General features: G+C 45.2%; 19 protein-coding genes and 2 pseudogenes. 7 read left to right on the plus strand and 14 right to left on the minus strand.

Annotation, left to right across the window (positions count from 1 at the left end; translation table 11 throughout):
* Positions 1-53: 53 nt before the first annotated feature.
* From AB4486_RS01555 to AB4486_RS01570, 4 genes are all read right to left on the minus strand, one after another.
* Complete coding sequence (locus AB4486_RS01555) at positions 54-290, minus strand: YdcH family protein (RefSeq protein WP_136975887.1); 237 nt, start codon at positions 288-290, stop codon at positions 54-56.
* Positions 291-899: 609 nt separating this feature from the next.
* Positions 900-1,595 carry an aspartate/glutamate racemase family protein gene (locus AB4486_RS01560; RefSeq protein ID WP_102428073.1) on the minus strand — a complete coding sequence of 232 codons (696 nt, stop codon included), beginning with the start codon at positions 1,593-1,595 and terminating at the stop codon, positions 900-902.
* 208 nt (positions 1,596-1,803) lie between these two features.
* Complete coding sequence (locus tag AB4486_RS01565; protein WP_372116310.1) at positions 1,804-2,787, minus strand: HAD family hydrolase; 984 nt, start codon at positions 2,785-2,787, stop codon at positions 1,804-1,806.
* A 235-nt stretch (positions 2,788-3,022) separates the two neighbouring features.
* A complete protein-coding gene (locus AB4486_RS01570) occupies positions 3,023-4,267 on the minus strand; it encodes an NADH:flavin oxidoreductase/NADH oxidase family protein (protein ID WP_372116313.1) in 1,245 nt (414 codons plus the stop codon).
* A gap of 279 nt (positions 4,268-4,546) precedes the next feature.
* Here AB4486_RS01570 and nfsA point away from each other — a divergent pair, with 279 nt between their 5' ends.
* The gene (nfsA, locus tag AB4486_RS01575; RefSeq protein ID WP_017066969.1) at positions 4,547-5,269 is read left to right on the plus strand and encodes an oxygen-insensitive NADPH nitroreductase; all 723 of its coding nucleotides are present in this window, start codon (positions 4,547-4,549) and stop codon (positions 5,267-5,269) included.
* Positions 5,270-5,376: 107 nt separating this feature from the next.
* Here the strand turns inward: nfsA and AB4486_RS01580 are convergent, their stop codons facing one another.
* A complete protein-coding gene (locus AB4486_RS01580) occupies positions 5,377-6,909 on the minus strand; it encodes a phospholipase D family protein (protein ID WP_372116316.1) in 1,533 nt (510 codons plus the stop codon).
* Positions 6,910-7,363: 454 nt separating this feature from the next.
* On the opposite strand from AB4486_RS01580, the pseudogene AB4486_RS01585 reads away from it, so the two are divergent.
* Positions 7,364-7,826 (plus strand): annotated as a pseudogene (locus tag AB4486_RS01585) (hypothetical protein).
* A 154-nt stretch (positions 7,827-7,980) separates the two neighbouring features.
* On the opposite strand, the gene AB4486_RS01590 reads toward AB4486_RS01585, so the two are convergent.
* A complete protein-coding gene (locus AB4486_RS01590) occupies positions 7,981-8,862 on the minus strand; it encodes a LysR family transcriptional regulator (protein WP_017067576.1) in 882 nt (293 codons plus the stop codon).
* A gap of 281 nt (positions 8,863-9,143) precedes the next feature.
* Here AB4486_RS01590 and AB4486_RS01595 point away from each other — a divergent pair, with 281 nt between their 5' ends.
* On the plus strand, positions 9,144-10,331 hold the full coding sequence (locus tag AB4486_RS01595) for an MFS transporter (protein WP_108176810.1): 1,188 nt from the start codon (positions 9,144-9,146) through the stop codon (positions 10,329-10,331).
* 92 nt (positions 10,332-10,423) lie between these two features.
* Here AB4486_RS01595 and AB4486_RS01600 read toward each other — a convergent pair whose 3' ends face one another.
* The 5 genes from AB4486_RS01600 to AB4486_RS01620 all read right to left on the minus strand — a co-directional run bounded on the left by AB4486_RS01600 (position 10,424) and on the right by AB4486_RS01620 (position 14,853).
* Positions 10,424-10,987: a sugar O-acetyltransferase gene (locus AB4486_RS01600; protein WP_372116321.1), complete on the minus strand. Its 564-nt coding sequence runs from the start codon at positions 10,985-10,987 to the stop codon at positions 10,424-10,426.
* Between the two features lie 202 nt (positions 10,988-11,189).
* A complete protein-coding gene (locus AB4486_RS01605; RefSeq protein WP_017064029.1) occupies positions 11,190-12,188 on the minus strand; it encodes a LacI family DNA-binding transcriptional regulator in 999 nt (332 codons plus the stop codon).
* A 99-nt stretch (positions 12,189-12,287) separates the two neighbouring features.
* Positions 12,288-13,718 (minus strand): 6-phospho-beta-glucosidase, encoded by a 1,431-nt coding sequence (locus AB4486_RS01610; RefSeq protein WP_372116324.1) that lies wholly within the window; start codon positions 13,716-13,718, stop codon positions 12,288-12,290.
* A gap of 169 nt (positions 13,719-13,887) precedes the next feature.
* On the minus strand, positions 13,888-14,412 hold the full coding sequence (locus AB4486_RS01615) for a hypothetical protein (protein ID WP_372116346.1): 525 nt from the start codon (positions 14,410-14,412) through the stop codon (positions 13,888-13,890).
* Between the two features lie 51 nt (positions 14,413-14,463).
* On the minus strand, positions 14,464-14,853 hold the full coding sequence (locus tag AB4486_RS01620; RefSeq protein WP_016794847.1) for a VOC family protein: 390 nt from the start codon (positions 14,851-14,853) through the stop codon (positions 14,464-14,466).
* A 197-nt stretch (positions 14,854-15,050) separates the two neighbouring features.
* On the opposite strand from AB4486_RS01620, the gene AB4486_RS01625 reads away from it, so the two are divergent.
* Positions 15,051-15,950, plus strand: coding sequence for a DMT family transporter (locus tag AB4486_RS01625; protein ID WP_017059463.1), 900 nt, complete (start codon positions 15,051-15,053; stop codon positions 15,948-15,950).
* Here the strand turns inward: AB4486_RS01625 and AB4486_RS01630 are convergent.
* On the minus strand, positions 15,947-16,849 hold the full coding sequence (locus tag AB4486_RS01630; protein ID WP_017059462.1) for a LysR family transcriptional regulator: 903 nt from the start codon (positions 16,847-16,849) through the stop codon (positions 15,947-15,949). The genes AB4486_RS01625 and AB4486_RS01630 overlap by 4 nt on opposite strands.
* 188 nt (positions 16,850-17,037) lie before the next feature.
* Here AB4486_RS01630 and AB4486_RS01635 point away from each other — a divergent pair, with 188 nt between their 5' ends.
* Positions 17,038-19,110, plus strand: coding sequence for an alkyl/aryl-sulfatase (locus tag AB4486_RS01635; RefSeq protein WP_372116327.1), 2,073 nt, complete (start codon positions 17,038-17,040; stop codon positions 19,108-19,110).
* 127 nt (positions 19,111-19,237) lie between these two features.
* Here AB4486_RS01635 and AB4486_RS01640 read toward each other — a convergent pair whose 3' ends face one another.
* Together AB4486_RS01640 and AB4486_RS01645 are read right to left on the minus strand one after the other, a co-directional pair.
* Entirely contained in the window at positions 19,238-19,648 is a 411-nt protein-coding gene (locus tag AB4486_RS01640) for a LysR family transcriptional regulator (RefSeq protein WP_017059460.1), read from the minus strand.
* Positions 19,649-19,657: 9 nt separating this feature from the next.
* Positions 19,658-21,031, minus strand: a complete 1,374-nt coding sequence (locus tag AB4486_RS01645) for an MATE family efflux transporter (protein WP_017064035.1) — start codon at positions 21,029-21,031, stop codon at positions 19,658-19,660.
* Positions 21,032-21,477: 446 nt separating this feature from the next.
* Between AB4486_RS01645 and AB4486_RS01650 the strand changes: the two are divergent.
* Both AB4486_RS01650 and AB4486_RS01655 read left to right on the plus strand, forming a co-directional pair.
* Positions 21,478-21,636, plus strand: a pseudogene (locus AB4486_RS01650) (enoyl-CoA hydratase/isomerase family protein); the annotation flags it as partial.
* 210 nt (positions 21,637-21,846) lie between these two features.
* Positions 21,847-22,668 carry an SDR family NAD(P)-dependent oxidoreductase gene (locus AB4486_RS01655; protein WP_102320416.1) on the plus strand — a complete coding sequence of 274 codons (822 nt, stop codon included), beginning with the start codon at positions 21,847-21,849 and terminating at the stop codon, positions 22,666-22,668.
* The last annotated feature ends 75 nt before the right edge of the window (positions 22,669-22,743 follow it).

Raw genomic sequence — 22,743 nt, forward strand, 5'->3', positions numbered from 1 at the left:
TTTGTCTAAGTCTGCAATTCGCCATTTAGCTAATCAGCAAAATTACTAGCTCACTAGCCAGTTAAACGTGCATGCAGTGCATCTTTCAGTACAGAACGATCATGTTTCAGTTGGTGCATCGAGCCGTCATCAATGGGTGAATCTTTCAGCTCTAGTTTACGAATCTCTTTATCAAGGTTGTCGTATGTCTTCATATCTGCTGCAAAGCCATCGTCAGTTTTAGCAAGCTCAGCAATTTTGTCTTTCATTTCAGGAAATTCGTGAACAAGAGAGTGATTTTCACCTAGCATAGAAACCTCTTAAGTTGAGTAAAGTGATTGGTAGTACACATTCATTATTTACCTTAGCAAGGGACTCAAATAACAAATGAGATCCAGTACACAGCCTAGAATATAGACAGTTCAGATTCACAAATTTACAACATCCACCTAGAAAAATAAGATGCTTTACATAGAAGAAAGCCTTGTAAGAACACAAGGCTTTATAAGGTAGATCTATATACAAGTAGAGTTAACAATCGTTATCGAAGCAGCTGAAAAATGTTTCTACAAAGAGATTAGCTACTGCACCCGCTTGTATCTACTTTATTCATTTGATCATGTGAAGATGTTTCAGAGCCTGTTGATTGGCATCCCGCCACAAACAATAGCGTTACAGATAAGACAAGCCATTTCATAATTAATCCTCTTTTAGTCATGACTAAAGCATAGTGCTTAAAAGCGCGAATACCTCAGTCATTAACTAAAACCTTACCTACCGATAAGGCCTTGGTTAATGAACAAAGCATCGCTTCTTTAACTAACGACCTGCTTTTGTACAAAAAACTTTCACTTCAACGAATGAAAATCGTACAAGAGCGAAAATAGGACAGCTATGGAACTAAGAATAAGAACTAGAAGTTAGTCACTCGTCGCCAAACGTACAGCCGCTTCTGCATGAATGGCTGTGGTATCAAACAAGGGAACATCAGTGTGTTGCTGCTGAATCAGGAGGGCGATTTCAGTACAGCCCAGAATAACGGCTTCTGCACCTTGTTGGCCTAGCTTCTCAATGATTTGACGGTATACATCTCGAGATTCTTCTTTTACTTGGCCTCGACACAGCTCTTGATAAATGATGTTGTGGACTTTCTCTCGGTCACTCTCATCAGGAATCACCACATCGATACCGAATTTGTTAGTCAGACGGCCTTTATAGAAATCTTGTTCCATGGTGAAAGCGGTACCGAGTAATCCAACTTTCTTTACACCCTGTTCAAGCAACTTCTGCGCTGTGGTATCAGCGATGTGCAAGATAGGAATCGTGACCTTCTCTTCGATCTCAGGAACGACCTTATGCATGGTATTGGTACAAATCAGAATGAAATCAGCCCCGCCCTTCTCTACCGATAAAGCCGCGTCCGATAAGATATCCGCCGTCTCAGCCCAGCGACCTTGATGTTGAAGCTTTTCTATCTCATCGAAGTTCACGCTGTACATACAAACCTTTGCAGAATTGAGCCCGCCGAGTGTGGCTTTAACGCCCTCGTTGATGGATTTGTAGTAGCTCACTGTCGACTCCCAACTCATACCGCCGAGCAAACCGATCGTTTTCATTTTTCTATTCCTTTAATTTCCGACTAACTCGATTAAACCGTCATGCATTGAAAATTTATAGTACGTTCTTGCTTAAAGCGAACCCATAACACCTTATTCCTTTCAAACGATTGCTTTCAAACCGTTCATTCCCAAAACCTCCGCTCACAAAAAAGGCTCGAATTTAAAATCCGAGCCTTTGAAGTTTTGACCAAGGGTATACTTGGCGTTAGTACACCTCACACCAATCGGATTTCATGTCGATCAGTGTCCAATCCTCTCTGGAATTCGCCTCATCTAGCGCTTTATCAAGCTTGCCAACGTGAGACTCACGATCGTACTGCCACTCGCGCTCAGCGTCAGTGTGATGAACAATCATCGCCATTGAATTGGGTTGGCTCGTTGCCCATTGCATCATCGCTTGGTCACCGTCTGAGTTGCCGACCGCTAGAATAGGTTTCTTGCCGATAATATGCTGAATGTTAGTGACCTTTCCGGCTTTGTCATCAATGGTCAAAATCAACGAATCTTTGGTCACCGTTGGTTTGCCATCGTTGTAGCTGTAGTTGTATTTAAGCGCACTACCGATGATTTGCTCTGTAGGAATATTGTAAGCTTGTGGAGCCCACGCCCTCATGAAGTTAACGCCTCCGCCCGACACAATATAAGTCTTAAAGTCATGATCTTGCAGGTAAGTCAGCATCTCTTTCATTGGCTGATAAGTAAGGTCTGTGTAGGCTTTGTTGAAGCGTTTATCTTTTGTTACCGTCAGCCATTGCTCAACGTCTTGCTGGTATTGCTCAACAGTCATACCAGAATGTGTCGCCATGATGATTTTCAATAGCCCTTCTTCACCGCTGCCCAGAACGCTCTCAATATCATCTTCGAGTACAAACTTAAACGGTGCTTCGGTTTTCCATTCAGGGTGATCAGGCGCCATCTCTTTTACACGATCTAGTGCAAAGGCTAATTGGAAGTAATAAGGCTTTTCCGACCAAAGCGTACCGTCGTTATCGAACACGGCAATGCGATCTTCAATTGCCACGAACGTATCAGACTCAGCTTTAGTGGCTTGCCCAACAAAGTCGACGATAGCGGATTTGCTCTCGCTGTCCTTCCAAGAAGGCAGCAAGTTGGGATCACAATCCTTTGCAAAAGATGAGAAAGAGATGCTAGATAAAATCGCAACTGACAAAAGGGTTATTTTCTTCATAGCACTACCATGTTGTTGAATTAATTGTAGGGTTTAATTCAATTCATCCTAGTTGGTCTACTCTGATTTTCCACTTATGGACACTATAACCAATGCTCATGTTGGTATTAGATTAGTACCACAGCTAAGCTGGCTGAGGGTGCTCTGCGATGTATTTATCGAGAACTTAAAAGGAGACAAACAAAAAAGCAGAACTTCAATTCCTCAAAGTTCTGCTTTATCAATCCATGACTGCTTACACTCTGCGCTTTTTGAAAGCGTGCCAGCCAGCGCTGAGAATTGTTTTTACCACCACGCTTAATGCGCTAAGTTTAGGGTCAGCATTCTTGCCAGAGGCAATGCGCCACATTTGATGTTCATACCAAACCAGCCCGACCATCGCCATCTTGTCTAATGCGGGCTTTCCTGTGGTTGGCACGGTTAGTGGCATGCCGTGGCTAGGGTCTTCAATTAACTTGTTAGGGAAATCAGGATCAACCGCCATTGTGCGTGCAATACCAATAAAATCGGTCGCCGAGGTGTTTAATGCTTCATTCATTGCTTGCGCGGTTCGAAAACCACCCGTGACCACCAGCGGTGTGCTGACGAGTTTTCTCGCCTTCACCATGTAATCCATAAAATACGCTTCACGCTTTACCGTGCTGGCCTTGATTGGTTCAGCTTTGCTTTTCGAACCCATCATTGATGGACTTTCATAGGTGCCGCCGGAGATCTCAATCAGGTCGATACCGTTATCACTCAGTGTTTGCACAACCTGCATCGACTCTTCTTCAGTGAAGCCACCTTTCATGAAATCAGCACTATTGAGCTTAATTCCGACAGGGAAATCGTCACCGACCTCTTTTCGAATCGCGCGATAAACCTCAAGCACGAAACGAAGTCTGTTTTCGAGTGAGCCACCCCATTTGTCTTGGCGTTGATTATGTCTTGAAGACAAAAACTGACTCACGAGATAACCATGAGCACCGTGGATCTGCACACCGGTAAAACCCGCTTGTTTTGATAGCTTTGCACTCAGCGCAAATTTATCAATGATTGCGATTATTTCCTTCTCAGTCAGAGCTCGTGGCGTATTAAAGCCTTTTTCTAATCCACGCTCTAAAGAGATAGCCGAAGGAGCAACCGGGCTATCACATAAGAATTTAGGAATTTGCTTACCTGGGTGATTCAGCTGCATCCATATCTGCGAACCATTCTGTGTTCCGGCACTCGCCCACTCACGAAATACGCTTAAATCACTGTGCTCATCCAACACCACGTTTTTAGGTTCACCAAGCGCACCTCTATCGACCATCACGTTACCCGTCATGGATAGACCAATTCCTCCTTGAGCCCAACGCTGGTAAAGCGTGACTAAACCTTGCTTAGGGTTATGATGTTTATCACCTAGCTGTTCACTCATTGCCGATTTGAACAGGCGATTTTTGATCACTTGGCCATTAGGAAGAAAAAAAGGGTCGTTGAGGCAGATTGGATTCATGCGCGTGGTTACTTTCTTGGGTTTATATATTGAGTCCAGTATGCCCTATTTTATCCGACAGTTCTGAGCATTTGGTGCCTATTTCGAAGCAAGTTTCACTCAATAATAAAATGCCAGCGGCATAGCAGCTGGCATTAATCGATTATAAATAGAATCTCAAAAACTGGGCTGACGCTGCTGAAATATGTCAACCAGAAAGGCTCTAATGCCCTTTACGCTCATGGTAATTGTCGTTATTGTGATTCTCTACGCCATCATCACAAGGACTGTCTGAGAGTTATGAACAGCACGATTGAAACTATTCTGGGGCACCGCTCCATTCGTCAATATACAAATCAACCGATTGAAAAAGCACAACTTGATGTGATTATTCAGGCTGGTCTCGCGGCTTCGTCATCGAGCTTACTGCAGGCTGTTTCTATCGTGAGAGTGACAAACAAAGAGAAGCGTAAACTGCTAGCCGAATACGCAGGCAATCAAGCTTACGTGGAGAACGCGGCTGAGTTTTTGGTGTTCTGTATCGACTATCAACGCCACGCTCAAATCAACCCTGAAGTGAAAACCGACTTTACTGAACTGACCCTGATTGGCGCTGTCGATTCTGGCATCATGGCGCAAAACTGCATGTTGGCTGCTGAGTCTCTAGGTTTAGGTGGCGTGTACATTGGCGGGCTGCGTAACAGCGCACAACAAGTCGATGAACTGTTAGAACTACCACAACATACCGCCGTGTTGTTTGGGATGTGCTTAGGTCATCCGGCACAGCAACCAGAGGTCAAGCCTCGCCTTCCAGCTCACGTGGTGATGCACGAAAACCAATACCAACCGCTGAGCCTAGATGACATTGCCAGCTACGATGATTCGATGCAAAGCTACTACGCAAGCCGTTCAAGCAACCAAAAACAGAGCAGTTGGTCACAGCAGATCACGCAAAAGCTGTCTGGCGAATCTCGCCCGCATATCCTGCCTTACTTGAACAGCAAGCAGCTGACCAAGCGTTAAGCCGTTAAGCCGTTAAGAGCTTGCAACAAACCACAGCAAACAGCAGTACAAACAAAAATGTCAGCGTAATATACGCTGACATTTTTATTTATCCGGAGGCGGCTAGCTTACAGATATTTCTCAATCGGTAACAACTGTAGGAAACCTGATTGCATGCGTTCCCACTTACCCGTTTCTGGTTCGCTGTCCCAGCTTTGATCGCCTGAATACCAATACACATCACCGTCTTCCAGTTCCAAACGCCAGCTATTGTCGTCACTCATTGCTTGCTCAATAGTTTTTGCTAACGTTTCAGCAATCTCTTTATTCTCGATGATCAAAACCGATTCAGTATTGAGGTAGGTAGAACGCAAGTTGAAGTTAAATGAACCGATGCTCGCGATGCTGCGGTCGAATACGACTGATTTTGCGTGCAAGCCATAGGCCGTCTCAGGTGCACATTTCGACAAGTCCTGAGTCGATGCTTCACAAAGCTTAGATTCTGGTTTTAGCTCAAACAGGTCGATACCATGCTCCAACATATCGTAACGTCTGCCCGCATAAGCGGAGTGATTGGTCACCAGATCATTAGACGCCATAGAGTTCGTTAGCGCTTTTATCTCAACGCCCTTGTTGTTCAATACCTGCCACTCTTCAAGCTGACCATCATCGAATACAAGGTAAGCCGATTCCAATAAGATCTCTTGTTTCGATTCGCTCGCTAACTTACCTAGAAGAATCGCGGTCGCTTTTGGTTCATCAGTATTATCGGAGTCATCAGGGACGGGTTGATCATAAACAAAACGCGCATTCACCCAAGTCATCTCACCAACCACCTCTTTCAGTAAACTATCAGCAGCCTTACGATCTAATGGTAATTCAGGATAATTTTGATAATGCGGAACGACAATATTATCTATCTTCGAGAGATCAGGTTGTTCGTCATCACCCAGCATATCGACAGGGTAAGACCAACGGCTGTTCCAGTATTCAACAAAACTGGTTTGGATGGTGTTAACTACCGAGCCCATAACTAATACATCGCGGTCTCGGAAATTGATTTCATCAGAAAGGTCAAAGTATTCATCACCGATATTACGGCCACCCACCACAGACAAGGTACCATCTACGGTAAACGACTTATTGTGCATACGGCGATTTAAACGAGAAAAGTCACCGACAAAGCTCAACCATTTACTGAAACCACGGCGTGTTGGCGTTGGATTGAAGATACGAATCTCGACATTAGGGTGCGCATCCAGTGCCGACAACAAACCTTCACGTTCGTTGAGGTTGATATCATCCAGCATTACGCGAACCTTCACTCCGCGCTCAGCCGCGGCTAACAAACGGCTGGCTAGGTAGCTGCCCGATTCATCAGAGTTCCAGATGTAGTATTGAATGTCGATGGTGTGCTCAGCACTTTCGACCAGTGCTAATCGCTGTGCCAAGGCATCCCAACCAGACTCTTGCAGACGAACCGCGGTGGTGCCTTGATCTAAAGCTTCAGGCTGAAATTCATTGGTTAGAACCGATAAAGTGCTGGGTGCAGGAGAGGTTGGCGGTTCTGTTGGGTGGTCGATGCCTTCAGGAAGTGAAGAACACCCACCTAAAACGGCGATTAAGATTAGCGTTAAACTGATGCGTTGGAGCACAGGCATGTATCTGACTTCCTTTTCACGATGACGTCTTTAGAAACTTTTCGTACAGCTTTTCAATGAACAAGCTATTCCGATCTATTCATTGATTATTACTGCTAAATCCTGAAATTTATAGGTAATTATCCAGTATAAATTTAAAGGTCAGTAAATTGCCTACAGATCACTTAAGTTGAGTGAGCGCCAAACAGTATAAACTCAGCGGCTTTTCGACCATGTCAATGGTGAGCTCTATTCGGTCTGGGTGATGCTTCACCATTGTTTGGAGATCTAGTTTCACCGCTTGATTTCACACTAACAGGCGTGTCGACTTACTTATATGAGATTGTGCAAACGCATTACTTACGTAAGCGCTAAAGCTGTTGTTGATCTAAGGGCATGTAAGGATCAACACCGAAAACATTGTTCACGCTACGTACCCTTTATCGTCTCTCATTCTTGATGGTAGCTGGATATTATGAAGCTCTTGGTCGATCGCACTGGTGAACAGCTTTTAGAAATTCTGGAAGAGTCAGGAGATAAACTAACAGTTCAATTCATTAGTAATGAAGGCAATCGAATAGGTAAACCATTCCAAGATAGCTTGAGTGGATTATTCCTCGCGGGTTGGAAGCCTCGCACGACCTCAACTGCAAGACCCTAAAGTCAGCTTTGCGCTACACCAACTCTACCCGCTCGGCCGAGATGTAAAATTACCCTCTGGAGATATTGCGACAGTCGCAAGTTACGCCAATACTCACGCTGATGGTTACTATATGTTTGTACGCCTCAACGATGAGTTAACACGACTCAAGATTACACCCGATTGGGAACTGCAACCTTCCGCTCAAAGGTTAGCACTGCCTTATTACCCAGCCCCAAGAACTAAAGAAGAGCTCGACAACATTGACGATTTTGATGCATGGGCGGGCGGCTTCTAAACAGTAAAAGTTGGTAAACAATATTGAGATCACATCCACCTATCGAATCTCAATACAACAATATGTGCTCTCTAAACATTGATACGAATACCCGCTCTCAAACGATTCAAATAACGGTTTGGCTGTGTGCTGCTAAAGAGTATTTCATTCTTCCCTACAAGCTCAAACGGGGCTGAATAAAGTCGATAAACGCCGAGATACGTTTAGAGACCGATGACGACTTGTAGTAAACCGCATTCACTCGCTCTCGGTCTGTGTTGGCAAGTTTGTCTTGTTCCAGAATAGGGATTAGGCGACCCGCAGCCATATCTTCCTGCACCATAAACCCCGATAAACAAGCAATCCCATTTCCAGCTAAGACTAGTTGACGCACGGTTTCACCATTACTGGCTGTCACAGTAGGCGCGACATCACTTTGATTTGGTAAAGGCCAATGGTTAAGCACTTTGTTACCCGCAAACCCCACAATTTGATGCGAACTCAAATCTTCAGGTTTGGTGGGCAACCCACGCTTAGCGAGATAACCAGGTGACGCCACAATATGGAGTAAGCTTTTACCTAACGGTCGAGCGTGCAGTGTTGAATCGGACAGCTTACCGATTCGAATCGCAACATCAGTTCTCTTTTCGAGAAGATCAACGAAGCCTTCGTTGGAAGTGAGTTCCAACTCAATGTCTGGGTAAGCCTCTTTGAATGACTGCACCAACGGCACTAGCTGATGGAATACGAATGGACTGGCGGCATCGACTCTTAAACGACCTTTTGGCAACTCTCCGCGCGACACGATTTCTTCTTCCGCGCTCTGAATCATCTGTAATCCCACCCTGACTGAATCGACAAACTGCCGTCCTTCCTCCGTCAATTCCACGCGTCTCGTTGTTCGGTTGAATATTGAGACGCCGAGTTGCGACTCAACCTTACTCACCGAACGAGACACCTTGGCGACCTGCACATCCAGCGCCTCTGCCGCCGCAGAAAAACCACCAGCATCGACAACGGTGAGTACCATTTCTAAATCATCTGAACGGGTTAACATGAGGCTCCTTCGCTATCTTCATTTTGTTTAATGTCATCTCGCTTGTGCTCATCACAGCTCAAATCATCTATGTCTTTTCGATCTCATCAGCTTAACCCTATGATCGGTTAACTCTTCAATTATTGCAAATTTAACAAAGGTTATTTGTTAATAAGGGCATTTTTCACAAATATATTTTGCTAGATAATCCTCGCCATCAAACGAAGCGCACCTATTGCAGTCACAAGCTGCCCCATTTTATCGCGCTCGGTATTTAACAAAGAACAGTAAGAGAGATGATTATGCCACTAGCATTACTTGCATTGACGCTCAGCGCCTTTGCCATCGGAACCACAGAATTTGTCATCGTAGGCTTGATTCCTACCATGGCGAGCGACTTGAATGTATCTCTGCCATCGGCGGGCCTATTAGTCAGTTTATATGCGCTTGGCGTTGCTATTGGTGCGCCAGTGTTAACGGCATTAACCGGTAAATGGAATCGTAAAGCGGTGTTACTGACTGTGATGGCATTGTTTGTCATTGGTAACTTATTGGCGTGGCAAGCTCCAGGCTATAACACGCTGATCGCCGCACGAATTTTGACCGGCCTTGCCCATGGTGTGTTCTTCTCGATTGGATCGACCATCGCGACAGGTTTGGTTTCAAAAGATAAAGCAGCCAGTGCCATTGCGATCATGTTTACGGGTTTAACGGTTGCATTGGTGACCGGCGTACCACTGGGCACTTACATCGGCCAAACCTTTGGCTGGCAAGCAACCTTCTTGATCGTTGCCTTGCTTGGTCTTATTGCTCTTATCGGTAGCGCTATCTTGGTTCCAAGCAACCTTAAGCAACCACCAGCGGCGAAGATTTCGGCACAGCTAAAGGTTCTAACTCAACCACGCTTACTGCTGGTTTACGCTATCACGGCACTAGGTTATGGCGGCACATTCACAGCCTTTACCTTCCTTGCTCCAATACTGGAAAACGTATCAGGGTTTGATTCGAGCTCAATCAGCTTAATCATGTTGGTTTACGGTGTGTCAGTTGCGGTCGGTAACATCTGGGGCGGAAAAATGGCCGACAAGATGGGCCCAATTAAAGCATTGACCGTTATCTTCTCTGGTTTAGCCGTGGTACTGGTGGTGTTCAACTTTACCGCAGTAAACCCTTACGCAGCTGTTGCTACCATTTTGGTTTGGGGTGCATTTGCATTCGGTAACGTTCCGGGGCTACAAGTGTATGTTGTGAAACTGGCTGAGAAATACACACCAGACGCCGTCGATGTCGCTTCTGGGTTGAACATTGCCGCCTTCAACGTCGGTATTGCATTGGGCTCATGGGGCGGTGGTTTGATTGTCGCGAAATCTGGATTAATGAACACCCCTTGGGTAGGTGCTGTGATTGTTTTGATCGCTCTTGTTCTGACTCGATTCAGTGGTGCGTTAGATAAGAAGCAAGCACAACAAGCTGTTCCATCTAGCATCTAGCATCTAGCATCTAGCATCTAGCATCTAGCATCTAGCAAGGATAGAAAAAACAAAGCCCGAACCTAGGTTCGGGCTTCGTCATTTAAATCTGATTATTGTCCGTTATCGATCGCTTTCAGCACTTTACATGGGTTACCGACTGCAACCACATTGGCTGGGATGTCTTTAGTTACCACACTGCCTGCGCCAATCACGCTGTTTTCGCCAATGGTGACACCGGGGCAAATGATTACACCGCCGCCAAGCCAAACATTGTTGCCGACGTTAATCGGTGTGCCAAACTCAACGCCTTCTTCTACACGGCCTTTCACATCGAGTGGATGACCTGCGGTCAGGATTTGAACGTTCGGACCAAGCAGCACATTGTCGCCAATGGTCACTTCAGCCACATCCAAAATCACGCAGTTAAAGTTAGCGTAGAAGTTCTTGCCCAGCTTGATGTTCGAGCCGTAATCACAACGAAATGGGGGCTCTAGGTGCGCGTTCTCACAACCCGGAATAAGCTCTTGCGTCGCCGCTTCCCACTCATGTGTGTCAGGAATACTATTGTTGAGTTTTTGAAGTACCTTACGACACTCGATACGAGCGGCATAAAGTTCTTTATCCCAAGCCTGATAAGGTTCGCCTGCTAGCATTTTTTGTTTTTCTGTTTTCACGTTACTTACCTGTTCTCACATCACTTGGCTATTTTCATATTACTTATCTAGCTTCACATTACTTAACTAATGGTGGTCAATTCATCGACCAAAAACGCAATATCGCACATCTAAATAACAGTGAATAAGGAGTGTTTGAGCTTGGTTTAAGAGATGCGCAGCTCGTCACTTTTTGTAGGTAAAATATGAAATTCGAACAGTGCTAATTTAGCTTCGCTATCGAATCACGTAACACCAAACTACCAGTGGTATTGATGGTGGTCGCTTGCTCTGTTTCACCGACAATTTGCAGGATCGCCTTTTGCGTCATTTGCTCTAATGGCACACTCACAGACGTTAAGCTTGGCGTTAAAAACGCCCCCACTTTGCTGTTATCAAAGCCGACGATCGAAACATCTTGAGGCAATGAGTACCCAAGTTCGGTTAACGCCTTAATCGCACCAATCGCCATATCATCGTTTTCAGACAAGATAGCAGTGAATGTGGTTCTGCTTTTTGCCAAAGCCTGAGCCGCGTGATAACCGCTCTCCATCGTCCAATCACCTTGAACAACGTTGGACTCATCCAATGCAACACCATGTTTAGTTAACACATCTTGATAGGCTTGGTAACGCAGCTCATCGGTCGAAGAACCGGCTTTACCACGAATCACTGCAATATCGGTATGACCCTGCTCGATGATGTGTTCAACCATCAAACAAGCGCTCTGATAATGGTCGGTGGTAATAGCATGATTGGGCTTCGACGGCATTTCTCGGTTGAGTACCAGAATCGGAGTGTCAGTGCTTTCGATGATCTGAGCTATCTCGCTTTCGGTTAAACATTGCGGATAGATGATGATGCCCGCGCACTTCATATCCAGCAGGAAATTGATCGCCTTTCTTTCGTCTTCAGCGCTGTGTTTGCCATCGGTGATCACCAATTGGTGATTCGACTTTTCGCTATAAGAAGCCGCGTGATACATCAAGGAAGAGAAGTAAGGGCCATTGAACAACTCATTGGTAATTACAAAGCCGATGAAATTGGTCTTCTTGGTCGCCAATTGCTGAGCCAACAAGTTCGGTCGATAACCTGTTTCTTGAATCGCATCAAATACCTTTTTCACCACATCTGGGCGCACGATGTTCTTGCCATTTAAGACACGAGAAACGGTCGATTTAGATACGCCTGCGCGGTTTGCGACATCAAGCATGGTTACCATTCGCTTCTTTTCCTTTATAAAAAATTAGCCGACATAGGCCGACTAATTCATTGCAAAATGACAGCTCACAGTTCACATAACTGCGCTGGGGAATGCATTCTAAATAGTGGCACCGTTAGATGCAATCACACCTTTATACCACTCGAAAGACTTCTTGCGCTTGCGTTCTAGTGAGCCAGATTGATCGTTGTGCTTATCTACGTAAATGAATCCGTAGCGTTTTTTCATCTCGCCCGTGGTGAACGAAACTAAGTCGATACAGCCCCAAGGGGTGTAACCCATCAAGTCAACGCCATCAATCGCAACAGCTTTTTTCATCTCTTTGATGTGATCTCCAAGGTAAGCAATACGATAGTCATCATTAATGCTGCCATCTTCTTCGATGGTATCAACTGCGCCAAAACCATTTTCAACGATGAACAACGGCACTTCATAGCGCTCATAAAGAGATGCTAAACAGTAACGTAGGCCTGTTGGGTCAATCGGCCAGCCCCAATCGCTCGACTTGATGAACGGGTTCTCGACCGAATTTTCATGACCACCGTCCATTGCTTCTTCAGTCGACTGATGCGAAGAAGAATCCAAGGTATTCGACATGTAGTAGCTAAAACCAAGGTAGTCCGCTTTGCCTTCTTTTAGGATTTGCTCATCTTCAGGCTGTATTTCGATATTGAAGCCTTTGATTGCCCAGTCACGCGTAGCGTAATTTGGGTAATGACCGCGAACCATCACATCTGAGAAGAAGTAACGGTCACGCATCGCTTGTTGTGCCACCATAATGTCTTCCGGTTTAGAAGAACGAGGATAGAAAGGCACCATCGCACACATTGCGCCGATTTGAAGATCTGGATTGATCTCGTGACCTTTCTTAACCACCAAAGCACTTGCAACAAACTGATGGTGAACCGCTTGATACATCGCCTCTTGCGGCTTTTCGCATTGTGGAAACTTCACGCCTGAGCATAACCAACCGAAAATATCTGCCGAGGTGTTCATCTGGTTGTTGATCTCGTTAAACGTCATCCAGTATTTCACTTTGTGTTGGTATCGTTCCATCACTGCAGTTGAATACTTAACGAAGAAGTCGATCACTTTGCGGTTCATCCAGCCGCCATATTCCTTAGCTAGATGGTAAGGCATTTCAAAGTGGCTCAGTGTTACCACAGGCTGAATGTCGTATTTCAACAGCTCGTCAAACAGATCATCGTAAAACGCTAAACCCGCTTCAGCTTCATCGCCATTTGGGAAGATACGCGTCCACGCGATACTGGTACGGAAACACTTAAAGCCCATCTCAGCGAATAACTTAATGTCTTCTTTGTAGCGATGGTAGAAATCCACTGCGACTTGGTTAGGATAGTTTTCGCCATCAATCACGCCATCGGTGATTCGACGTTGTACACCATGAGCGCCCGCTGTTAATACATCAACAACACTGACACCTTTACCATTCGCATCCCAGCCGCCTTCTAGTTGATGCGCTGCTACTGCACCGCCCCATAAAAAATCGTTCGAAAATTCGTTGTTCATACCATTACTCACTACAAGTTATTCGTGAAAAAGATCAGAATTTGAGCTGCAATTACAACTCTGAAATCGATTTCAATAAAAGCAAAGATACAGATTGAAACCGGTTTCAGCAACAGTTAAAAGATCTTTTTTGATCGATCTAAAGACTAATCAACAGTCAGCATTACGATCAATGCTGTTCAAAATACTGATCATGCAGTGATTTGCCGGATAGGTCTTGAGTTCCCGGGTAGAACTGGACGAGTGTCTGATCGGCTAAAGTGAGGTGAATCCAACCCTCTTTGACTTTCAACCAGTTGGTGCCGTTGGTCTCATAGACGGCAGGAAACTTGCCCCAGCCAGACTCTGATACCTGCAGCTCTTGAAATAGGTTAATCGGGGCTAGCTTATTGCTGTCGAAGTTTGCGTCGGCATAGACAGATAAAGGCTCGATGGCATCGTTTGGCTTAAACGTATAACAGCTCACAGAGGCTGAAGTGCGATCAAACCACTGGTAAGGTTGTGCACCGATTAAATCGTAGACCGTGCAATCATTGAATTGAATCGCCCACTCTTGGTGAGCTTTAAAACCGAGGTAACCTATGGGTTGTGATGGTTCAAGCTTTGAGTCCGCCTCCTGCTCATACACCGGTTCTGAGGTAGCACATCCCATAAGCCCAAGACTAAAAAGGAAAGTCACAGCAAGCTTCATCATTGTCATACCTCAGTTCCGTTAGTAGATGAGTAACTCAATTAAGTCTCTACATTAAACGGTAAGTTCCAAGCGATTACCATCCGGATCGAGTACACAGCTCTCATAATAGCCATCACCTGTTCTTCTTGGGCCATCTAAGCGCTCATAGCCATCTTCGACCAAACTTTGAGTCAGTGAATCGACCGCTTGTTCAGACCCTAGTGAAATCGCCATATGAATGAAGCCTGTGAACTGATCATAGATGTCGTCTTTCGATTCAGGGACAGAATCCATTTCCATAATCTCTAAACGACTTCCAGTTTCAAATGAGAGGAAGTAGGAAGAAAACCCTTTAGTTGGGTTGTGATATTTTGAGTTCGATGTCGCGCCGAAATAATCTTCATAAAATAGCTTCAGAACTTCAAGTTGTTTGGTCCAAATTGCGATGTGTTCAATCTTCATTTTGTTTGCCTAAGTTTGATGTCTAACGCTAGATTACTCATCAAATAAGGAACTATAAACAGAACGAAATTCATCGAAATTGTTCCTGATTAACGGGCTCGATTTTATGTCCATAACTGCACAGTATTGGCATCTATGTTTGTGTAATAGTTATCTTTCCTCCATAGTCAGGTTTTACACAATCTGAGATTCAAACTGTGAGCTTTTTAAAACTGATACTACTTGCGGCTATATGGGGAGGCTCGTTTCTTTTCATGAGAATGGCCGCCAATCCATTAGGGCCCGCAGTCTTAATTGAAGCGCGAGTTCTGTTTGCAGCACTTACTCTGCTTTTAGTTTCTTTCTATTTAAAAAAGAAGCTCTCTTTTCATGATCACGCAAAACACTTCTTCATTCTCGGCCTGTTTAACACCACACTTCCTTTTTTGCTTTTCGCTTATGCCGCGCAGACACTTAACGCCTCGACACTCGCCATCTTGAACTCTACCGCGCCAATATGGGCGGCAATCATTGGTGCAATATGGACCAAAACAGCACTCGAGGCGAAAGTTCTATTGGGACTTGGGATTGGGGTAACAGGAGTTGGCGTGTTAGTCGGTTGGGATGCGATGAACATTGGCCGTGAGGCTATGCTTCCTATCTTTGCAGCAGTGATGGCGGCCTTTAGCTACGGAATAGCGTCAAACTATACCAAACAAGCCCCTAAAGTTGAGGCATTCAACAATGCTCATGGCAGCATGTGGGCTGCGGTATTGCTGGTTTTGCCGTTTGTATTCTTTATTCCGATGAGAGAAACACCCGACGTTACGATCACTACATCGGTTGTCTTATTAGGCGCGGTATGTACTGGGTTAGCGTATCTACTTTACTTCAATCTCGTCTCTGAACTCGGCGCACCTTCAGCCCTGTCCGTGACCTTCATCATTCCGGTATTTGGTATTCTATGGGGTAACTTATTCTTAGATGAAGCAATTGGCATCAATACGATTGTTGGTTCAATTCTGGTTATCACCGGCACCATGTTGGTGACAGGAATGACGCCTTCTAAGATGATAGAGAGCGCCAAACAGAAACGAGCAGCAAGAGCGGCTCGTTAATCAGCCATATATTGCTGAATCTTGTTTCTCAGCCACTGATGAGCAGGGTTCAAATCGGTTCTTTTATGCCAAATCATGTATTGCTGCATAGGTAAGATTTCAAACGGCTGATCAAGGACTTGAAGCTGGAAGGATTCGGAAAATTGATTGGCAAAATCACGCGATGTACTGCCGACACAATCTGAGCCCGATACCAGCACACACATGGTCATCAGCGAGTCACACTCGGCACTCACTTTTCTCTGTTTCAGTGGCGACTTGGTAAAATAATCTGCCGTGTATAAACGGGTTCGACGCATTCTAAAAGTAACATGCTTTTCGTTGTAATATTGCTCTTGCGTCACAGAGCCATTGATTCTCGGATGCCCCTTTCGAGCTATCAGCACCAACTCATCTTCAATCATCGGCTGCTTCATGTAGCCGTTAACTTGCGGGTAATGGATATCAATCGCTAAATCAGCTTGTTGCATGCTCAAGCCTTGCAATAATTCTTCTTCGTTGTTCGGCACCATATTGAATTCAATCGAGATATTGCCCAACGTCTCATCTTGCTCGACGAGAGGTTGAAGCTTGGTTAATCCAATCTCATTCACCAGGATACGAAACACATGATGCTGCTGATTATCAAATGTCTTTAAAGTGCTTACTGCGCTGCTTATCCCTTCTAGAGCAGGCTCTACTCGGTCTGCCAATTGCACCGCAGCGTTAGTCGGAATAATCCCACGCCCTTCACGAATAAACAGGTCGGTATCAAGCTGAGATTGCAATCGCTTCAATGCCCCGCTAACCCCAGGCTGAGTCATACCAAGCGATTCTGATGCAAGCGTGATCGACTTTAATCGATACACTTCTAAGAACACGCTCAATAGATTTAAATCCAACTTTTCCACGTCGCTCACCGTTACTCTCCCTGTCAATGTGGTCTTAATCAATCATAGGTCAGGATTCGCCTTCGTTCCCCAACCATTGCATGACTCAATACATAGCCAATCGTGATGTATTAAATAAAGCTTACTTTATTTTTTGCTATATGTCTTATTCCTATAATCGCCTCAACGAAACAAAATTCTGAAATGAAGAGGCTCTTATGACGACTTCACGCACGTTCAAAAATGCATCACTGTTCCTAGCTATCTCGCTCGCATTCCCTGCAGTTGCAGCTAACCATGACCACGCACACTTCAGCGAAATTGGCGACCAAGGTGGCAAAAGCGCAACCGAGATGACGACTAAGGCAAACCAAGAGTTCGCAAAAACACTTAACTTTGCCGACACTCGCGCTTTCGACAATAACAACAAGGGTCTTATTGCTAGCTTCGACCAAGAGACGGGCGACATCATTCGCAATAGCTTTAACTTTATCGACCCAAGTGTGACGAATGCAGACCAAGCACCAGATTCAGTAAACCCTTCACTGTGGCGCCAAGCGGTACTGAACCAAGCAGCAGAAGGCTTATATGAAGTTGTTCCGGGTAAAGTTTACCAAGTTCGAGGTGCTGACTTAGCGTCTATCTCTTTCATTCGTAGTGACAACGGTTGGATCGCTTACGACGTTCTTCTTACCAAAGAAGCGGCCGCTAAATCACTCAAATTCTTCAAGAGCAATGTGCCTGATGGCGGCGAACTTCCCGTCGTTGCTATGATTTACTCTCACTCGCACGCTGATCACTTTGGTGGCGCAAGAGCAATCAAAGACGCATACCCAGATGTAAAAGTGTACGGTTCGAAAAACATTACTAAAGAGATCGTCGACGAAAACGTATTGGCGGGTAATGCAATGTCTCGTCGTACCGCTTATCAGTATGGTGCAACCCTGAACCGACACGAGCACGGTATTGTTGATGCTGCACTGTCGAAAGGCCTATCAACCGGTAGCATTACTTACGTACTGCCAGACTACGAGCTGAACCATAACGAAGAGATTGAAACTCTGGTTATTGACGGCCTAGAAATGCAATTCATGGATGCTTCAGGTACCGAAGCGGCCTCTGAAATGGTGACGTATATTCCAAGCATGAAAGCACTTTGGACTGGCGAGCTGACTTACCAAGGCATGCATAACCTGTACACGCTGCGTGGCGCTAAAGTACGTGACGGCTTGAAATGGTCTAAGAAGATCAACGAGATGTTAGTCACTTGGGGCGAAGAAACAGAGGTGTTGTTTGCGTCTCACTCATCGCCAATCTGGGGCGAACAAGAGATCTCTGATTACCTAAAAATGCAGCGTGACGCTTACGGTTTTACTCATAACCAAACGCTTCGCTTAGCCAATAACGGCGTGGTTCTGCAAGACATCGGTGACGAGATTTACAAGGTCATGCCAGACAGCATCCAACAGTCTTGGCACACCAACGGTTACCACGGTACTTACTCTCACAACGCTCGCGCTGTGTACAACATGTATCTTGGTTACTTCGACATGAACCCAGCTAATCTTAATCCATTACCAATCGAGTCAGAATCGGTGAAGTTTGTTGAGTACATGGGCGGCAGCGATGCTGTGATTGAAAAAGCGCAGCAAGATTTCCAAGAAGGTGAATACCGCTTCGTTGCAACAGCACTGAATAAGGTGATTCAAGCTGAGCCAGAGAACAAAGTTGCACGTGGCTTATTGGCAGATACATACGAGCAGTTGGGTTATCAATCAGAAGGTGCAGGTTGGAGAAACATCTACCTAACCGGCGCTCAAGAGCTTCGTATTGGCACACAACCGGGCGCACCGAAAACTGCATCTCCGGATGTGTTAGCGAACATGACGATTGAAAACCTACTCGATTACTTAGCCGTAAAAGTGGATTCGCTAAAAGCACAAGAAACACCATTTACATTGAATATTCAGTTGCCTGATGTAAAAGAGTTCTACTACGTTGAGATGTCTAACGGCAACCTGAACAACATCCAAGTATCAGAGCTGCAAGATGCGGATACGACACTGATCATCAATAAGTCTGACGTGTCTGACATCGTGCTTAAGAAAACAAGCCTTGGAAAACTGTTAGAAGACGGACAAGCAGGCGTGAAAGGTGATAAGACATCACTTAACAAACTGCTGTCTTCACTGACAGAAGCTGACACCTCTTTTGAGATTGTACCGCGCCCAAGTAAAGGCGAAGAAGTTGATGCAGAGCTATACCAAGATTCAGCGGTACACGCTCATTAAACGCCGGATACACTAAATAAAAACAACAGCAGTTAGCTAGAAAAACGTTCTATAAAGAACATAAAAACAAGCCCCTCCCTTTTGGTTGGGGCTTTCTTATTTGTTCTCAATATATGCTTCTGAATCGCTATTGAGTTTGCCCGTTTACGTCGCAATCCCAATAAGAAGGTGAACCATAATATTGAACAAAGTAATCGATAAATACGCGCACCTTTGGTGCAAGTAACTGAGCACTCGGGTATACCGCCCAGATAGCCGCCTCATCCTTTAAAGGGTAATCCGGCAACACCTCAACCAGCGAACCTTCCGCGAGCTGCTTGTATGCTATCCAACTCGCGCACATGGCAATGCCCAAGCCATCGACACATACATCCCTTACCGCTTCACCGTGATCGACGCGGATAGCACCTAGGCTCTCTTCGAGTTTTCCGATATGAATACTGGCTACCGGAGGTGACAACCCAAGCTCTTGTCCTGCTTGACCTATATTGTGCGTAGACGCGAGTCGCACAAACAATTTTAGATGTTCAATGTTCATCAATAATGGCTAGCCTGCGCTGAGTACACGCTGCTTATTGGCCGCAGCGGCACGGGGAATAATGTGAGTTTTAATATAGGCATTAAGCTTAAACCATGCAAAAGCGCCCGCTAAAACATTGGCGACTGTCGCAGCAATAACCGCATTGACCATGTCTCCGGTTATCGAGCCGATCCATAAAGCGGGAATGTAGAAAACAAACAAGCGTAGGAAAGAGACATTCAAAGCTTTACGCGGCACACCCAAGGCATTAAAGACCGACGCAACCAACATGCAAAGCCCAAGCGGCCCATAGCTGAACGGTATAAATAACAAGGTCACTTCAAACCAGCTGCGTATGCTTTGTTCTTCCGAGATAACAGGAATAATCCAGCCACTAAACAGCGCCAACAATGTTGCCATCACGGTGTGGAAAACCAATAAGAACTTCGCTGTTGTATTCAATAGCTCAGGGATTTTGCATCGCTGCTGCGCCCCTAGGTAACGACCAATCATAGGCGGGATAGACATCGTCAGAGCAAGAGAAAACACCAGCATAAAACTTTCAACACGGGCGAGTAAGCTCCAAAAAGCCATCTCATCGGTTCCGATTCTCGCAATCAATAGCATTGAGAAGAACGCGCTGACCGCAGGTAATATCTGATTCGCAGTGGTTGGCATTACCGTCTTGAATAACTCAAAACTGTAGCCTTTGATTCGGTTACTGCACGCGCCATTGAAGCCAAACCAACCTTTGCCGCGAGACTTGATTAGCATGTAGATTGCGCCGAAAGCGTAGCCAATGCTCGATGCGATCGCCGCCCCTGCGATGCCCATATCCAATCCAAAGATCAGAATAGGGTCGAGAATTAGGTTAATCACGCTAGCAGCCAAGAACATGCTTCCGGTTGTTTTGGTATCGCCATTGGCACGATAAACGCAGGTGGCCAGATAAAGCACCGCCACCATCAATGCACTGAACAACCACAGTGGCCAGTACACATTAAAAATAGACAGCATGGATTGGTATTGAGCGTCAGAGACATCATTCACAAACGACGCAAAAACAGAATCGCTAAAAACAATCAGCCCTATGCAGATCAAAGCAATCACCAACACTCCAAATCCAACCGACAGCGTCGCAATTGAAGTAGATTTACGTTGTTCTTTTGCCCCTACCGCTTGAGAAATAATGGACGTTGCCGCCACACCGATGCCCACTTGAACACCGGTAAACGCTGCTTGAAATGGCAAGGTGATACCGTGAACCGCCAATTCATTCACCCCTAGCTGACCAATAAAGATCGAATCGACCAATTGAACCATCATGATCGCAAACACACCCAGCGTCAGTGGCAGCGTTTTCTCAATAATGGTTTTCAAAGTCGCGGATCTCATCTGCATAAGTCGGTTCACTCTTGTCTGTACCTTGGGGCTAATTACCTAGTTGAGCAGTATACGAAGCTAAATGAAAAGGATAAGAGCGCCAGACAAGGAATGAGTTTTTAGATTTCGTTGACAATCGAATTAGCAAGATACCTTCAACGTTAAAATATCCATCTAAGACACTGAATAAATTGAAATTATCAAACGCGCCAACACTCTTAATAATTCGTTAATAGTGTTTCGTTTAATGGTTAATTGTTGGTTCGAACATTCCTCGCTAGCCTGAATTTAGGTCGCATTCACACTGAATAGGCTGAAATGAAATCTCTCAGAAGGAATATGGAAATGGTATATCAAGGTTATACAACGTTTAAAGCTCAAGCCGAGGATGGAATTCTTACCGTCACTTTTGACTTCGGTACTGTGAATGTTCAAGGGCAAGAGACTTTGATGCTGACGAAGCCGAAGCACTCAAAGCGGAAGCTTATTGGTTGTATCAAGCTACGAGCAAAACCCCTGCGGTTAAGCGCTTCCAAATTGCCGATGAGCAAGGCCTAGAGCACGATATGGAAAACCAACGTAACTGGGAAACTCTGGTTATGAACGTTCAAGACATCAAATAACTCGGTCACTTCTCTTAATTTGGGTCAGTCACAAACTGACCCATTGTCTTACTTAATCGTTAAACGCCAACGGTTAACCACCAAGTGTTAAAATGGTCATTATTTGCCCCATAGACTCACATTTGAGTCTTCAGCTTGTGAGCCAAATGCAACTATGTGTCATTAATCTTTGTTATAACGTTGTTCAAACTATTTTTTGAAGGACGGAATATGCAAAAAATAATTCTGATCACAGGTGCCACGGATGGCATTGGTTTAGAGACCGCAAAAGCACTAACGCAGCAAGGGCACCATGTTCTAATTCATGGCCGCAACCCAGCTAAGGTCAATAAAGTCGTGACCGCTCTGTCTCGCCTGTCTAAGAATGCAATCATCGAAAGCTACATCGCAGACCTATCGACGCTCTCTGAAGTTGAGGCGCTCGCAACCCAAATCAAAAGCGATCACAAACGACTCGATATACTCATTAACAACGCAGGTGTGTATAAGGTGTCGGACATCACCACTCCAGACAATCTTGATGTGCGTTTTGTCGTAAACACCATTGCGCCGTATCTACTGACACAAAAGCTGCTTCCTCTTTTTGATGCGACAGGTCGTATCGTCAACCTATCTTCAGCAGCCCAAGCACCCGTAGATCTAGATGCATTAATCAGTCCGAATGCGGGCGAACTTGATGGTCCGGTTTACGCGCAAAGTAAGCTGGCGCTAACGATGTGGTCCATCGAATTAGCCAATACTCTTTTAGACAAAGGCACCGCAATTATCCCTGTAAACCCAGCTTCTTTCCTTGGTAGTAAATTAGTGAAAGATGCTTATGGCGTTGATGGCAACGACCTTGCGATTGGAGCCGATATTCTTTGTCGTGCTGCGCTCAGTGATGAGTTTGCCAACGCTTCTGGTCAATATTTTGATAATGATTCTGGGTTGTTCAAAGACCCGCACGCCGACGCATTAGACAACACTAAGAACCACAAGCTGGTGACAGTGCTTAATCAATTACTCGAAGAAAAGCTGTGCGTTACGCACTGATCATTCATTAGTAAAAAACGACCACTAACACTCCCCCCCACCACCACACACACAATCCAAGCCGCAGTTCTATCT

The organism is Vibrio sp. 10N.222.55.C6, assembly GCF_041473395.1.
Classification (GTDB): domain Bacteria; phylum Pseudomonadota; class Gammaproteobacteria; order Enterobacterales; family Vibrionaceae; genus Vibrio; species Vibrio crassostreae_C.

Excerpts from the sequence above, each read along its gene's own strand:
- AB4486_RS01555 (WP_136975887.1), bottom strand. The coding sequence starts at position 290 with ATGCTAGGTGAAAATCACTCTCTTGTTCACGAATTTCCTGAAATGAAA.
- AB4486_RS01560 (WP_102428073.1), bottom strand. The coding sequence starts at position 1,595 with ATGAAAACGATCGGTTTGCTCGGCGGTATGAGTTGGGAGTCGACAGTG.
- AB4486_RS01565 (WP_372116310.1), bottom strand. The coding sequence starts at position 2,787 with ATGAAGAAAATAACCCTTTTGTCAGTTGCGATTTTATCTAGCATCTCT.
- AB4486_RS01570 (WP_372116313.1), bottom strand. The coding sequence starts at position 4,267 with ATGAATCCAATCTGCCTCAACGACCCTTTTTTTCTTCCTAATGGCCAA.
- nfsA (WP_017066969.1), top strand. The coding sequence starts at position 4,547 with ATGAACAGCACGATTGAAACTATTCTGGGGCACCGCTCCATTCGTCAA.
- AB4486_RS01580 (WP_372116316.1), bottom strand. The coding sequence starts at position 6,909 with ATGCCTGTGCTCCAACGCATCAGTTTAACGCTAATCTTAATCGCCGTT.
- AB4486_RS01590 (WP_017067576.1), bottom strand. The coding sequence starts at position 8,862 with ATGTTAACCCGTTCAGATGATTTAGAAATGGTACTCACCGTTGTCGAT.
- AB4486_RS01595 (WP_108176810.1), top strand. The coding sequence starts at position 9,144 with ATGCCACTAGCATTACTTGCATTGACGCTCAGCGCCTTTGCCATCGGA.
- AB4486_RS01605 (WP_017064029.1), bottom strand. The coding sequence starts at position 12,188 with ATGGTAACCATGCTTGATGTCGCAAACCGCGCAGGCGTATCTAAATCG.
- AB4486_RS01610 (WP_372116324.1), bottom strand. The coding sequence starts at position 13,718 with ATGAACAACGAATTTTCGAACGATTTTTTATGGGGCGGTGCAGTAGCA.
- AB4486_RS01615 (WP_372116346.1), bottom strand. The coding sequence starts at position 14,412 with ATGATGAAGCTTGCTGTGACTTTCCTTTTTAGTCTTGGGCTTATGGGA.
- AB4486_RS01620 (WP_016794847.1), bottom strand. The coding sequence starts at position 14,853 with ATGAAGATTGAACACATCGCAATTTGGACCAAACAACTTGAAGTTCTG.
- AB4486_RS01635 (WP_372116327.1), top strand. The coding sequence starts at position 17,038 with ATGACGACTTCACGCACGTTCAAAAATGCATCACTGTTCCTAGCTATC.
- AB4486_RS01640 (WP_017059460.1), bottom strand. The coding sequence starts at position 19,648 with ATGAACATTGAACATCTAAAATTGTTTGTGCGACTCGCGTCTACGCAC.
- AB4486_RS01645 (WP_017064035.1), bottom strand. The coding sequence starts at position 21,031 with ATGCAGATGAGATCCGCGACTTTGAAAACCATTATTGAGAAAACGCTG.
- AB4486_RS01655 (WP_102320416.1), top strand. The coding sequence starts at position 21,847 with ATGCAAAAAATAATTCTGATCACAGGTGCCACGGATGGCATTGGTTTA.